General features: G+C 67.7%; 12 protein-coding genes. 9 read left to right on the top strand and 3 right to left on the bottom strand.

The annotated features are described in order from the left end of the window. The first annotated feature begins 6 nt into the window (after nucleotides 1-6). The 7 genes from pgaB (at nucleotide 7) to AC5LXX_RS25215 (ending at nucleotide 8538) form a co-directional block, all read left to right on the top strand. Nucleotides 7-2100, top strand: a complete 2094-nt coding sequence (gene pgaB, locus AC5LXX_RS25185) for a poly-beta-1,6-N-acetyl-D-glucosamine N-deacetylase PgaB (RefSeq protein WP_493411415.1) — start codon at nucleotides 7-9, stop codon at nucleotides 2098-2100. Further along, on the top strand, nucleotides 2097-3368 hold the full coding sequence (pgaC, locus tag AC5LXX_RS25190; protein ID WP_493411416.1) for a poly-beta-1,6-N-acetyl-D-glucosamine synthase: 1272 nt from the start codon (nucleotides 2097-2099) through the stop codon (nucleotides 3366-3368). Before pgaB ends, pgaC begins: the two co-directional genes overlap by 4 nt. Continuing rightward, the gene (locus tag AC5LXX_RS25195) at nucleotides 3346-3834 is read left to right on the top strand and encodes a Biofilm PGA synthesis auxiliary protein PgaD (protein ID WP_493411417.1); all 489 of its coding nucleotides are present in this window, start codon (nucleotides 3346-3348) and stop codon (nucleotides 3832-3834) included. The genes pgaC and AC5LXX_RS25195 overlap by 23 nt, the downstream gene beginning before the upstream one ends. Nucleotides 3835-3950: 116 nt before the next feature. Next, the gene (glmS, locus tag AC5LXX_RS25200; protein ID WP_493411418.1) at nucleotides 3951-5774 is read left to right on the top strand and encodes a glutamine--fructose-6-phosphate transaminase (isomerizing); all 1824 of its coding nucleotides are present in this window, start codon (nucleotides 3951-3953) and stop codon (nucleotides 5772-5774) included. Next, nucleotides 5771-7021, top strand: a complete 1251-nt coding sequence (locus tag AC5LXX_RS25205) for a hypothetical protein (protein ID WP_493411419.1) — start codon at nucleotides 5771-5773, stop codon at nucleotides 7019-7021. The genes glmS and AC5LXX_RS25205 overlap by 4 nt, the downstream gene beginning before the upstream one ends. A gap of 167 nt (nucleotides 7022-7188) precedes the next feature. Beyond that, a complete protein-coding gene (locus AC5LXX_RS25210) occupies nucleotides 7189-8025 on the top strand; it encodes a c-type cytochrome (protein ID WP_493411420.1) in 837 nt (278 codons plus the stop codon). A gap of 30 nt (nucleotides 8026-8055) precedes the next feature. After that, entirely contained in the window at nucleotides 8056-8538 is a 483-nt protein-coding gene (locus AC5LXX_RS25215; RefSeq protein WP_493411421.1) for a GNAT family N-acetyltransferase, read from the top strand. Nucleotides 8539-8620: 82 nt separating this feature from the next. On the opposite strand, the gene AC5LXX_RS25220 is transcribed toward AC5LXX_RS25215, so the two are convergent. From AC5LXX_RS25220 to AC5LXX_RS25230, 3 genes are read right to left on the bottom strand one after another with little or no spacing between them, the layout of a single operon-like run. Continuing rightward, nucleotides 8621-9871, bottom strand: a complete 1251-nt coding sequence (locus AC5LXX_RS25220; protein WP_493411422.1) for a Zn-dependent hydrolase — start codon at nucleotides 9869-9871, stop codon at nucleotides 8621-8623. Beyond that, nucleotides 9864-10388 carry an L-2-amino-thiazoline-4-carboxylic acid hydrolase gene (locus AC5LXX_RS25225; RefSeq protein WP_493411423.1) on the bottom strand — a complete coding sequence of 175 codons (525 nt, stop codon included), beginning with the start codon at nucleotides 10386-10388 and terminating at the stop codon, nucleotides 9864-9866. Before AC5LXX_RS25225 ends, AC5LXX_RS25220 begins: the two co-directional genes overlap by 8 nt. A 33-nt stretch (nucleotides 10389-10421) precedes the next feature. Then, nucleotides 10422-11588, bottom strand: coding sequence for a branched-chain amino acid ABC transporter substrate-binding protein (locus AC5LXX_RS25230; protein ID WP_493411424.1), 1167 nt, complete (start codon nucleotides 11586-11588; stop codon nucleotides 10422-10424). 178 nt (nucleotides 11589-11766) lie between these two features. On the opposite strand from AC5LXX_RS25230, the gene AC5LXX_RS25235 reads away from it, so the two are divergent. After that, nucleotides 11767-12663, top strand: a complete 897-nt coding sequence (locus AC5LXX_RS25235) for a LysR substrate-binding domain-containing protein (protein ID WP_493411425.1) — start codon at nucleotides 11767-11769, stop codon at nucleotides 12661-12663. Nucleotides 12664-12783: 120 nt separating this feature from the next. Further along, nucleotides 12784-12993 carry a CopG family ribbon-helix-helix protein gene (locus AC5LXX_RS25240; protein ID WP_493411426.1) on the top strand — a complete coding sequence of 70 codons (210 nt, stop codon included), beginning with the start codon at nucleotides 12784-12786 and terminating at the stop codon, nucleotides 12991-12993. Nucleotides 12994-13040: the final 47 nt, after the last annotated feature.

Below are 13040 nucleotides of genomic sequence, written 5' to 3' on the forward strand. Positions count from 1 at the left end.
CGTGCAATGCAAACCAGACGGACCTTCATGTGCGGATGCTTTGGCACGTTTGCCGCCTGTTCGCTGTTCCCGGGCGTGACCAACGCCAAGATGATCGACCTGCTGCCGCCGTCCGATCCGGCCGACGGCAAGACGTTTCGCGTGATCTGCATGCACGACGTGCGCGACAACCTGATGGCGTCGTTTTCGTCGCGCTCGGCGCTGGTCGACGCGTTCGCGGTCGATACCGGCACGCTGACCGCGATCTTCTCGTGGCTGCAGACCAACAACTACCACACCATCACGGTCAAGCAGATCGAGGCGTCGCGGCACGGCGGCAAGCCGCTGCCGCCGCGCGCGGTGCTGCTCACGTTCGACGACGGTTTCCGCAGCCACTACACGAAGGTGCTGCCGCTGCTCGAGCGCTTCAAGTATCCGGCCGTGATGGGCCTCGTCACCGCGTGGATCGATACGCCGCCGGATACGCCGATCCGCATCAGCGACAAGGTGCAGGTGCCGCGCGACTACTTCCTGTCGTGGGACGAGGTGAAGAAGCTCGGGCAGTCGGAATTCGTCGAGCTCGGCTGCCACACCCACAATCTCCATCATGGCGCGGTCGCGAATCCACAAGGCAACGAATTGCCGGCGACCACGTCGCACCTCTACCTTCAGGATCAGAAGCGCTATGAAACCGACGCCGAATTCCACGCACGTGTGCACGACGACCTGCAGACCTGCGTGCGGCAGATCCGCGAACGTACAGGCATCGTCGCACGCTCGATGGTCTGGCCATACGGCGCGGAAAACCAGCCCGTGCGCCAGATATCGACGTCGCTCGGCATGGACATCCAGTTCAGCCTCGATGCCGGCCCGAATACGCCGGACGTGCCGCTGGACCGGCTGAGGCGGATCCTGATGATGTACGACGTCGATATCGGCGGGTTCGAGCGTTCGATGCGCGAGCCGGCGTCCAACCGCGGCGACGTCGACGTGCCGGAGCGCACCGTGCAGGTCGATCTCGACCAGGTCTACGATCCCGATCCGGCGCGGCAGGAAGCGAATCTCGGCAAGCTGATCGAGCGCATCTACCGGATGCAGCCGAAATCGGTGTACCTGCAGGCCTATGCGGACCCGAAAGGCACCGGCGTGGCCGAATCGGTGTACTTCCCGAACCGGCACCTGCCGATGCGCGCCGACCTGTTCTCGCGTGCCGCGTGGCAGCTCAATACGCGTGCCAACGTGCAGGTGTACGCCTGGATGCCGGTGCTCGCGTTCCGGCCGCCGGACGACAAGCAGCGCGGGCTCGAGGCCGTCACCGCATACGGCGGCGCGCCGGCCCGCGAGAACGGTACGCGCGTGTTCCGGCTGAGCCCGTTCGATCCGGGTGCGCGGCTGATGATCCAGCAGATCTACGAGGATCTCAGCAAGCACGCGTCGTTCAGCGGCATCCTGTTCAGCGACGACGCCGTGCTCGACGACTACGAAGATGCGGGCCGGCACGCGCTGCAGACCTATTCGCAATGGGGGCTGCCGGCCGACGTCGGCAAGATCCGCGAGAACCCCGACCTGATGAAGCGGTGGACGCGCCAGAAGTCACGCTACCTGATCGACCTGACCCGGCAGCTCCAGCAGATCGTGCTGGCGCACCAGAACGTCGGCGACGTGCTGACCGCGCGCAACATCTTCGCGCTGCCGGTGCTCAAGCCCGAGTCGGAAGCGTGGTATGCGCAGAACTACGACGATTTCCTCGCAACCTACGACTACGTCGCGCTGATGGCGATGCCGTACATGGAGCAGGCGAAGGACCCCGAAGGCTGGCTGGACCAGCTCGTGAAGGCAGTGCGCACGAAGCAGCGCGGGCTGCAGCGCACCGTGTTCGAACTGCAGGCGTACGACTGGCACGGGCAAAAGGCGGTGCCGGCCAGCACGCTGCTCGCGCAGATGCGCCGGCTGCGCAGCGAGGGCGCCGTGAATTTCGGCTACTACCCGGACAACTTCCTGAACGGCCAGCCGGAGCTCGACGCGATGCGCGACGTGATGTCGCTGAAGTCGCGCCTCGACCCGACGTCGATCAACGCGCTGATGCAGCTGCAGCAATCGCAGGGGGCGAAGACGCCATGAACACCCACGGCATCATCCAGCGCCTGCAGGATTTCGTCTTCTACTACCCGTTCTTCATGTCGTATCTGTGGATGATCGGCGGCGTCGTGCACTACTTCCTGCTGGAAGAAGGCCGCGTGCTGGCGAACCGGACGATCGCGTCGAGCGGCATCCCGAAGATCTCGATCGTCGTGCCCTGCTTCAACGAAGCCGCGAACGCGCGCAGCGTGATCAGCCACCTGAACGGGATGCAGTACCCGAACTACGACATCATCGCGGTCAACGACGGCAGCAAGGACCACACCGGCGAGATTCTCAACGAACTGGCCGTCGAGATCCCGCGGCTGCTCGTGATCCATCACGCGCGCAACGAAGGCAAGGCGGTCGGGCTGACGACCGCCGCGGCCGTGTCGAACGCGGAATACCTGCTCTGCATCGACGGCGACGCGCTGCTCGCGCACGACGCGATCGGCTGGATGCTCGAGCATTTCCTGACCGACCCGGGTGTCGGCGCGGTGACCGGCAACCCGCGCATCCGCACGCGCACGTCGCTGCTCGGCCGCATGCAGGTCGGCGAATTCTCGTCGATCGTCGGGCTGATCAAGCGTACGCAGCAGGTGTACGGCCGCATCTTCACGGTGTCCGGCGTGATCACGATGTTCCGCAAGACCGCGCTTGCCGACGTCGGCTACTGGAGCTCGGACATGCTGACCGAGGACATCGACATCAGCTGGAAGCTCCAGTGCCGCGACTGGCGCGTCGTGTACGAGCCGCATGCGCTGAGCTGGATCCTGATGCCCGAGACGCTGAAGGGGCTCTACCGGCAACGGCTGCGCTGGTCGAAAGGCGGCATCCAGGTGCTCATGAAATATGCGGGCACGCTGATGCGGCCGACGCAGATGATGATGTGGCCGCTGTTCGTCGAATACCTGATCGGCATCGCGTGGGCCTATTCGATGTCGTTCATCCTGCTGCTCGCGCTGGTGGACGTCGTCTACCCGTTGCCGTCGAGCTGGCACGTATCGGTCGTGCCGCACTGGCACGGGATGCTGCTGGTCGCCACCTGCATCCTGCAGCTGATCATCGGCAGCATGATCGATCGTCAGTATGACGAAAAACTCCTGATGTATTTCCTGGACACCATCTGGTATCCCGTCGCTTTCTGGCTGATCAGCATGATCACTACCGTCGTCGCCCTGCCGGCCGTCGTGCTGCGGGGCCGCGGCAAGCGAGCCGTGTGGGTCAGCCCCGACCGAGGCATTCAACATGAAGAACGCGCCGATTATTGACCTTTCCCTGCGCACGCCGCGCGAAATGATCGCCGAACGCGGCCGCATCGTCGGCTCCGTGCTGGTCGTCTGGTTCCGCCTCGTGCGCCCGGCGCTGGTCGGCGCCGTGTGGGCCTCGATCTGCATCTATACATACCGCTACCTGCTGCCGTTCAACCAGGCCGAGATGCCGATCGAGCAGATCGTGTTCTACGTCACGAGCATCGCGCTGATCGCCGGCACGATCGTCATGTGGCTGATCGCGGGGCGCGTCATGCATCCGCTCGCCTACCGGTTGCGCGTGTCGAAGATGCTGCGGCGCTCGGCCAGCGTGAAGGTGCGCTCGGTGCCGACCACCGCACTGGCCGGCGCCCGCCGGCGCGGTGCGCGGCGCACGACGCGCATTCTCGTCGCGTCGCACGATGCGAACGGATCGATCTCGGGTATCGAATGGGTCGCGCATGCCGGGCCCCAGCCCCGCGAATAGATCGCCGGAGACGTGCCGCGCCGGGCGCGACGCATGCCGCGCGACGCGCACCGCTCCTGAAATCGTGCTGCCGCGCGCCGCGCGCCAGCCGCCAACCTACCGTAGAGAGGTGAATCATGTGCGGAATCGTCGGAGCAAGCGGCCTGAACAATCAGGTGCCGCAACTGGTCAATGCATTGAGCCGGCTCGAGTATCGCGGCTACGATTCATGCGGCATCGCCGTGCAGGACGACGGCCGCCTGCGCAGCGAACGCACGTTGCGGCGCGTGACGGACCTGCAGGCGCGCGTGCTGACGCTCGGCCTCGAAGCGCAGACCTGCATCGCACATACGCGCTGGGCGACGCACGGCGCGCCGTCGGAAATGAATGCGCATCCGATCATGTCCGGCGACACGATCGCGGTCGTGCACAACGGGATCATCGAGAACCACGACGCGCTGCGCGTGGAGTTGCGCGAGCGCGGCTACACGTTTCGCGGCCAGACCGACACCGAGGTGATCGCGCACCTGATCCACAGCGTCTATCGCGACGACCTGTTCGACGCGGTCGTGCGCGCCGTCAAGCGGCTGCACGGCGCGTACGCGATCGCGGTGCTCAGCGCGCGCGAGCCGCAGCGCCTCGTCGCCGCGCGCGCGGGCTCGCCGCTCGTGATCGGCATCGGCGCCGAGCAGAACTACCTCGCGTCGGACTGCGCGGCGCTCGGCGACCTGACCGACCGCTTCGTCTACCTGGAAGACGGCGATGTCGCGCTGATCACGCCGGAGCGCATCGCCGTGATCGACTCGGGCGGCCAGGAAGCCCAGCGCCCGCTGTGTCAGGTGAAGGCGCGCGAAGGCGACGCCGCGCTCGGCCCGTACCAGCACTTCATGCAGAAAGAGATCTTCGAGCAGCCGAAAGCAATCGACAGCACGCTCGACGGCATCGACACGATCTCGCCGGCGCTGTTCGACGCGACCGACGGCACCCGTGCCCTCCTGTCGAAAGTCAGGAGCGTGCTGCTGCTCGGCTGCGGCACCAGCTACTACGCGGGCCTGACCGCGAAATACTGGCTGGAAAGTATCGCCGGCATCCCCGCGCAGGTCGAGATCGCCAGCGAATTCCGCTACCGCGACACGGTGGCCGACCCGCGCACGCTCGTCGTCGGCATCTCGCAGTCGGGCGAGACGGCCGACACGATCGGCGCGATCGAGCAGGCACGCGCGATGGGCCAGGAACTGTCGCTGGCGATCTGCAACGTCGCGACCAGCACGATCGCGCGCAACGCGCCGCTGCGGTTTCTCACGCGGGCCGGCATCGAGCTCGGCGTCGCGTCGACCAAGGCGTTCACGACGCAACTCGTCGCGCTGTTCGTGCTGACGCTCACGCTCGCGCAGCAGCGCGGCCGGCTCGACGCCGCGCAAGTAGCGACGCATTTGAAGCAGCTGCGCGCGCTGTCCGGCCGCATCAGCCACGCACTCGCGCTGGAAACGCAGATCATGGGCTGGGCCACGAAGTTCGCGCGCACCGAGAACGCGCTGTTCCTCGGGCGCGGCATCCATTTCCCGATCGCGCTGGAAGGCGCGCTGAAGCTCAAGGAAGTGTCGTACATCCACGCGGAAGGCTATGCGGCCGGCGAGCTGAAGCACGGTCCGCTCGCGCTCGTCACGAGCGCGATGCCGGTCGTCACGATTGCGCCGGACGACCGCCTGTTCCAGAAGCTGAAATCCAACATGGCCGAGGTGCGCGCGCGCGGCGGGCGGCTCTACGTGCTGGCCGGCAGCCAGCTCGAAATCGATGCCGACCGCGACACGCACCTGATCCGCGTGCGCGAATCGGGCGACCTGCTGTCGCCGATCGTCAACGTGATCCCGCTGCAACTGCTCGCGTATCACGTCGGTTGCGCGCGCGGCGCCGACGTCGACAAGCCGCGCAACCTCGCGAAATCGGTGACGGTCGAATGACGCGGCGAATACGGCCGGCATTGGCGGCCGCGCTCTGCGGCGCGTGCTGCATCGGCGCGGTGCCGCTGTCCGACCTCGCCGCCGCGCCGGCCGTGCATACGGTCACCGTGCCGGCCTCGGCATCGTCGCAGGACGGCGGCGACCCGCGGCGCTTCATGCACGGCATCGGCGTGGCCGACGCCGGCAACGGCAAGCGCTGGGTGTTCTTCAGCAGCTCGGGCATCGTGCCGCGCGGCGCGCTGCGCAGCGGCAACTGGCCGCATGACGTGTACGTCGGCGAATGGCAGCCCGGCAAGCCGCGCCTGCTGCATGTCCGCACGTTCATCAGCCGCCCCGAAGCACAGGAACCGGTGTCGATCGCGCAAAACGCGCGCGGCGACATCTTCGTCACGTTCGAGGACGGCTGGAACGCGCCGCAGGAAGTCAGCCAGCGCTACGGCGTCTATCGCCGCGACCTGCAGCCGATCAAGCCCTACCCGAACGAAGTCGAGCCGGGCGGCCACTCGGGGCACGTCGCGACGGTCGGCGAGCGCTATGTCGTGTTCTATTCGGCCGACTGGGTCGACGGCGGCGGCGTCGACAACCTCGGCACCGGCAACGGCGTGTACCTGAAGACCTACGACGCGACCGGACGCGTGCTGAATCACGTCGCGGTCGCGCCGCACCGCCGCGAATGGTGGCCCGTGATCGCGGGCTCGCCGCGCATCGCGCTGCTCGTCTGGCAGAAATTCATCGAAGGCAGCACCGACGCGACGCTCGAATACGCGACGTTCGATCCCGTCACGGCGAAGCTGGACCTGCTCGGGACGCTGAACGGCAGGATCCGGTACTACGTGTACGCGTCGGCCTATGTGCCGGAGATCGACCGTTTCATCGTCGTCACGACGACGGCGGACGATCGCGGCGTCGCGATGCTGGTCGCCCCGGACGGCCGCCGCACCGCGACGCTCGACTGCCTGCCCGCGTCGGTGCGCGAATCCGGCATCGGCGTCTCCGGCACGCATGCGTACGTCCCGACCCGCGACGGGCGGCTGCTGACGCTGGCACTCGGGGCCTCGGACATCTCGGTGAGCGGCGTGCAGCGTTCGCCGATTCCGTGGGGCTCGACCGGTATCGCCGGGTTCCCGGCGCGCGGCACGGCAATGCATTTCGTGTCGCTGACGCCGGCGGGCACGCGCGAAGCCGACTTCGAAGCGGAGCGCGACACACCGCTGCCGAAAGGCGAAGCGCCTTGCTCGAGTCATTGACGACGGTCCGGCCATCGGCCACGTCGTGACCGCGGGCCGGCCTCGCCCCCTTTCCTCAGCCGAATTCGCCAGCGCCGCGCGTAGCGGATAGACTGTCGCCCGAGTCCTTCCATCGACCGCGGCGCCTGCCTGCTGCCGCCGCGCGAATGCCCTTTCCTGGAGAACGAATGCTGAAGCGCCCGTGGTTTTCGCTCGTGCTGCTGACGGTGTGCCTGCTCGCACAACGTGCGTCGGCGCAGTCCTCGCTCGAACTCGACACCGACGGCACGGCCCGCGCGCTCACCCGGCAGACGCTGCTCGCGCGCCCCGATGCGGCGGACATCCACGTGCCGCGCGACATCGCGTACGGCCGGCCGATGACGTTCCGCGCGGTGCCGTTCGCCGCGCTGCTCGGCGACACGCCGCTGCCGGCCGACGGCGTGCTCGAAACGCGCGCGGCCGACGGCTTCGCCGCGCAACTGCCGATGGATCTCGTGCGCCGTCATGCACCGGCCCGCGCCGTCCCGTGGCTCGCCATCGAGGATCCGGCCCGTCCGTGGCCGAAGCTGCCCGGCAAGCCCGTCAGCGCCGGGCCGTTCTACCTCGTGTGGCTCGGGCCGGACGCCGCATCGGTGCGCGGCGAGCAGTGGCCGTACCAGATCGTGCGTGTCACGATCGAATCGTCGCCGCTCGCGCGCTGGCCGTCGCTCGCCGTCGACGCCACGTTGCCCGCCGACGCTCCGGCCCGCGCGGGCCAGCGCCTGTTCGTCACGCAATGCCTCGCATGCCACCGCCTCGACGGCGCGGGCAGCAGCCACGCCGGCCCCGACCTGAACACGCCGATGAATCCGGTCGACTACTTCCAGCCGGCCGCGCTGCGCCGTTATATCCGCAACCCGGCGTCGGTACGCGACTGGCCGGGCCGCAGCATGCCGGCGTTTCCGCCCGACCAGCTGAGCGACCGCGAACTCGACCAGATCGTCGCGTATCTCGCGTATATGGCAACGCGCAAGGCCGGCAAGTAACGCGCCGCCAGGACCATCCAGGAAACGTTGATGACGCCACGCGACACCCGCTTCACCATCGCACCGATCGACGCCGTGCAGACGCACCCGCTCAGGGCGGCGATCCTGCTGAATGGCGACCTGAATGCGTGCGAACTGGCCGGCGACCATGCGCCGACGACGCTGCACGTCGGCGTGCGCGACGGCGGGTCGAACATCGTGGCGGTCGCCTCGCTGTGCGAGGAGCCGCGCGACGACGACCCTGGCCGGCCGGCGTGGCGGCTGCGCGGGATGGCCGTCCACCCGGCCGTGCGCGGCATGGGCTTCGGGCGAGATTTGGTGCAGGTTTGCGTATGGCACGCGGAAGCACGCGGTGCCGCACTCGTATGGTGTACGGCACGCGAAGCGGCGTACCGGTTCTATGAAAAACTCGGGTTTGCGGCCGACGGTGCATTGATGACGATGCCGGGCCGCACCGATACGGCGTTCTACGTGATGCGCCGATACATCGATCGGCGTTCGCAGCCAGCCTGACGCAACGCGCGCGCCGGCACCACGCCGGACGGCAGTAGGCACGGCCCGGCGAACACCTCCCGCCGGGCCGTGCACATCACGCTCAGGCCTCCTGCGCGCTCTGCAGCACCGCACGCAACAGCACGTCGGCGCCCGCCGCCGCCCATTCCGGCGTAATCGCTTCGGCCTCGTTGTGGCTCAGCCCGTCGACGCACGGCACGAAGATCATCCCGGTCGGCGCGACCCGCGCGACATAGCACGCGTCATGTCCCGCGCCGGACACGATGTCCATGTGCGACAGCCCGAGCGCGCGGGCCGCGTCGCGTACCGTGTCGATGCAGCGCGGCGCGAACGGAACCGGCGCATACGTGAAGATCTGCTCGATCTGCGCACCGAGGCCGGATTCCTCCGCCACGCGTGCGAGTTCCGCGCGCAGCGCCGCGTCCAGTTCGTCGAGCACCGCATCGTCGGGATGCCGGAATTCGACCGTGAAGAAGCAGCCGCCCGGCACCGTATTGCGCGAATTCGGCCGCGCCTCGATCATCCCGACCGTCGCGCGTGCGTACGGTGCATAACGACGGCCGAGCACCTCGATGAACGAGATCATCCGCGCGGCGCCGACCAGCGCATCGCGACGGACCTCCATCGGCGTCGTGCCCGCGTGCGCGTCGACGCCGGTCAGCGTCACTTCGTACCAGCGCTGCCCCTGCCCGGCCGTCACGACGCCGATCGTCTTGCCGGCCCGTTCCAGAATCGGACCCTGCTCGATATGCAGTTCGTACGCCGCGTGCACCGGATAGCCGCCGACGGGTTCGGCGCCCGCGTAGCCGATCCGCTCCAGTTCCTCGCCGATCGTCCTGCCCGCGCCATCGGTGCGCGACAGCCCGTATTCGAGCGTGTAGACGCCCGAGAACACGCCGGCCGACACCATCGCCGGCGCGAAACGGGAGCCTTCCTCGTTGGTCCAGATCACGACGTCGACCGGACGCTCGGTCTCGATGCCCGCGTCGTTCAGCGCGCGCACGACCTCCAGGCCGCCGAGCACGCCGTAGATACCGTCGTACCGGCCGCCGGTCGGCTGCGAATCAGCATGCGAGCCCGTCATCACCGGCGCGGCATCGCGGTTGCGGCCTGCGCGGCGCGCGAACACGTTGCCCATCCGGTCCACGCGCACCGTGCAGCCGGCGTCGCGCGCCCACTGTACGAACAGGTCGCGCGATTCGCGATCGAGATCGGTCAGCGCGAGGCGGCAGACGCCGCCCTTCGGCGTCGCGCCGATCTGCGCCATCCGCTCGAGCGACGCCCACAGGCGATCGCCGTCGATGCGCGGTGCATTCACGGTGCCGTCACGCATCGCCGTTCTCCGGCGCGCGCTGCAATGCGTAGCGGAAATCGCAACGCTTGCCGCCCTGCATGATCGTGCTCGTGCGCGTGAGCGCGACGTCCGGCGCGTAGCCCTGGATGAAATAGCTGTCGCGCGCGCAGCTCAGCAGGTGCCCGATCTCGCCGAGCCCCATCGCGTGATACATCTCCGCGTAGCTGCAGCGATGCACGTCGTAGTCGTAGTGCGCATCGTCCGCGCGCCGCACCTCGACGTCGAGCGCATCGTCCTTCTCCCACAGCACCTGCAGCGCGATGAACGACTTCACGCTCGTGCCGCCAGGCTCCTGCGCGGCGAACGTGCGGCCCGCGTCGACGGCCGCGCCGCGCACGGCTTCCGCGATCACGGCCTGCGCGCGCTCGGTGCCGAACTCGCGCTTCATGATCTCGTAGATGGGCTTGATGATTTCCGCTTCGATGCGGCGCCGCGCGAGGATCCCGAGGCGCGTGTCCTCGGGTGCGGCGGCGGATGTCGGGGTTGTTTCGGTCATGGGGATCGCCTGTTTCGTCTTGTCGCTGTGCATTTACTTGGCCGCGGTGCGCGCGCCGCCGAGCACGTCGACGACGGTCCACTTGCCGCCGCGCACCTGGTAGATCGTGAAGGCCGGGTCCTTCAGGTTGCCTTCGGCGTCGAACGCGATGCGCCCCGTCACGCCCGGCCGGTCGATCGCGCGCACCGCCGCGACGAGCTTCGCCGGCTGCGTCGTGCCGGCCTTCTGCGCGGCCGCGATCAGCGTGGCGGCCGCGTCGTATGCGAACGGCGCATGCAGTTCGATCGGTGCACGGAAGCGCGCCTGGTATTGCGTGTCGAACGCCTTGCCGCCCGGCATCCGGTCGAGCGACAGGCCCGGTTCGAGCGCCGTCACGCCGTCGCCGTCCTTGCCCGCGAGCGACAGGAATGTCTGGCTCACGAAACCGCCCGCGCCGAGCAGCGGCGCGTTCACGCCGAGCTGGCGCATCCGGCGGGCGATCGGCGCAGCCTGTGCATCGAGGCCGCCGAAGAACACGAGATCCGCGCGCTTGCTCTTGATCGCGGTCAGCACGCCGCTGAAATCGGTCGTCTTGTCGTTCACGTACTGACGATCGACGATCGCGCCGCCGTTCGCCTGCACGCCCTTGATGAACTGGTCGGCCAGCCCCGCGCCGAACGACGTGCGATCGTCGATCACCGCGATGCGCTTCGCCTTCAGCGTCTTCACCGCGTACGCGCCGGTGAAATTGCCGCCCGCATCGTCGTGACCCATGATGCGGAACGCCGTCGCGTAGCCCTGCTGCGTGTATTGATGACCGGTCGAGGCCGGCGCGATCTGCGGGATGCCGGCATCGCGGTACACGCGCGACGCCGGCACGCTGCAGCCCGTGTTCCAGTGACCGACGACACCGATCACGTGCTGGTCGACGAGCTGCTGCGCGACCGCGACAGCCGTGCGCGGATCGGACTGGTCGTCGGCCGCGACGAGCTTGTAGACGACCGGCTTGCCGCCGATGGTCGGATGCTTCGCGTTCGCGTCGTCGATCGCGAGTTGCGCGCCGTTCTGCAGATCCTTGCCGATCCGCGCGGACGGGCCGGTGAGCGGCGCGGCGAGACCGATCAGGATCGTCTGCGGCGCGGATTGCGCGAACGCGGGAACGGAGGCGACCAGGGCGGCGGCCGAGAATGCGAGGCTGGCGTGGAGGAAGGCGATTTTCATGTGCGAGGGATCGGCGAATCGGATTAAAACATGAAAAATATTAAATATTCATCACCCAAACCCCAAATACCCAATTGTTGGATGCTTATGCCGTTCTCGACACATTAACGTAAAGCCATGTAAATAAATAATATTTTCATGTTGTCGCTTACCCTGACTTTTCGATAAAATTCGACACATGAAAAATATCGAACAATTGCCGCACGACCCCCCGCTGCGCGCGGTGCGTGCGTTCGAAGCATTCGCGCGTCTCGGGTCGGTCACCGCGGCGGCGGGCGAACTCGACATCACGCCGTCGGCGGTCAGCCATCAGCTGCAACTGCTCGAAGCGTTCATCCAGACGCCGCTGACGGTGCGCGAGGGCCGGCTGCTCGCGCTCACCGACGAAGGGCGCGACTACTACCGTTCGATCAGCGCGGCGTTCTCGGTGCTGCGCAGCGCGACGCGCTTCGTGCGCGATCGCTCGTCGCTGCGGCAGATCACCGTCAGCCTGATCCCGCTGCTCGGCATCGGCTGGTTCATTCCGCGGCTGCACGCGTTCCTCGCCGACAACACGGACGTCGACGTCACGGTGCTGTACGCGCATCACCGCAACTATCGGAGCGATGCGTCGGACCTGTCGATCCGCTTCGGCACCGGCGACTGGCCGGGCTACCGCTGCGAGCGGCTGCTGCCGGGCGCGATGGTGCCGATGTGCAGCCCGTCGTTCCTCAAGCGCCACGGGCCGTTCCGCACGCCGGCCGACCTCGCGCGTGCGCCGCTCGTGCACGACGAGGACCGCAGCACGTGGGTCAACTGGCTGCAGGGCGCGGGCGTGCGGCACGTGTCGCATGCGGTGGGGCCGATGTTCGAGGATGGCCAGCTCACGCTGAGCGCCGCGCGCGCGGATCTCGGCGCGGCGCTGCTGCGCGCGCCGCTGGTCGAGCGCGAGGTGGCGAACGGCGAACTGGTGAAGCTGTTCGATCATGCGCTCGACGACGGGCGCGATTACTACCTGTGCACGCGCGAGGACGCGGACATGCCGGACGGCGCACGACGGCTCGCGGCATGGTTGCGGAAGATGGCGGGGATTTGAGCGCGGTGCGGTGCGCCGCGCCGACCGGACCGGGAATCGGCGCTCGCTTCGGATAGGCGACGACCTTGCATTTGTCCAGCCGGATATCGATGATGGGCGCGTCAAGTAACGGAGGTTGCAATGCCCACCATCCCGGTCGACCTGTCGGATGACCAGCATGCCGCGCTGACCATCATCGCAGCGAACAAGAACCGCTCCCGCGCCGAGATCATCGGCGACGCAATCGATGCCCGTATCGCGCGACACGAACAGACACTTGGCAACAATGTATTCGGTTTATGGAAGGGGCGCGTGACCGTCAGCCACGAGAACCTGCGCCCGGAGTGGTGAAGGCGCTGCCCGCCCCCGTCGCGGTGCGGCATAGGGATCATGCCTGC

The sequence above is a fragment of the Burkholderia torrens genome (assembly GCF_984668525.1).

What these genes read in the sequence shown, in the direction of transcription:
- AC5LXX_RS25210 (WP_493411420.1), top strand. Translation starts at nt 7,189, where the DNA reads ATGCTGAAGCGCCCGTGGTTTTCGCTCGTGCTGCTGACGGTGTGCCTG.
- AC5LXX_RS25220 (WP_493411422.1), bottom strand. Translation starts at nt 9,871, where the DNA reads ATGCGTGACGGCACCGTGAATGCACCGCGCATCGACGGCGATCGCCTG.
- glmS (WP_493411418.1), top strand. Translation starts at nt 3,951, where the DNA reads ATGTGCGGAATCGTCGGAGCAAGCGGCCTGAACAATCAGGTGCCGCAA.
- pgaC (WP_493411416.1), top strand. Translation starts at nt 2,097, where the DNA reads ATGAACACCCACGGCATCATCCAGCGCCTGCAGGATTTCGTCTTCTAC.
- AC5LXX_RS25215 (WP_493411421.1), top strand. Translation starts at nt 8,056, where the DNA reads ATGACGCCACGCGACACCCGCTTCACCATCGCACCGATCGACGCCGTG.
- AC5LXX_RS25230 (WP_493411424.1), bottom strand. Translation starts at nt 11,588, where the DNA reads ATGAAAATCGCCTTCCTCCACGCCAGCCTCGCATTCTCGGCCGCCGCC.
- pgaB (WP_493411415.1), top strand. Translation starts at nt 7, where the DNA reads ATGCAAACCAGACGGACCTTCATGTGCGGATGCTTTGGCACGTTTGCC.
- AC5LXX_RS25225 (WP_493411423.1), bottom strand. Translation starts at nt 10,388, where the DNA reads ATGACCGAAACAACCCCGACATCCGCCGCCGCACCCGAGGACACGCGC.
- AC5LXX_RS25205 (WP_493411419.1), top strand. Translation starts at nt 5,771, where the DNA reads ATGACGCGGCGAATACGGCCGGCATTGGCGGCCGCGCTCTGCGGCGCG.
- AC5LXX_RS25240 (WP_493411426.1), top strand. Translation starts at nt 12,784, where the DNA reads ATGCCCACCATCCCGGTCGACCTGTCGGATGACCAGCATGCCGCGCTG.
- AC5LXX_RS25235 (WP_493411425.1), top strand. Translation starts at nt 11,767, where the DNA reads ATGAAAAATATCGAACAATTGCCGCACGACCCCCCGCTGCGCGCGGTG.
- AC5LXX_RS25195 (WP_493411417.1), top strand. Translation starts at nt 3,346, where the DNA reads ATGAAGAACGCGCCGATTATTGACCTTTCCCTGCGCACGCCGCGCGAA.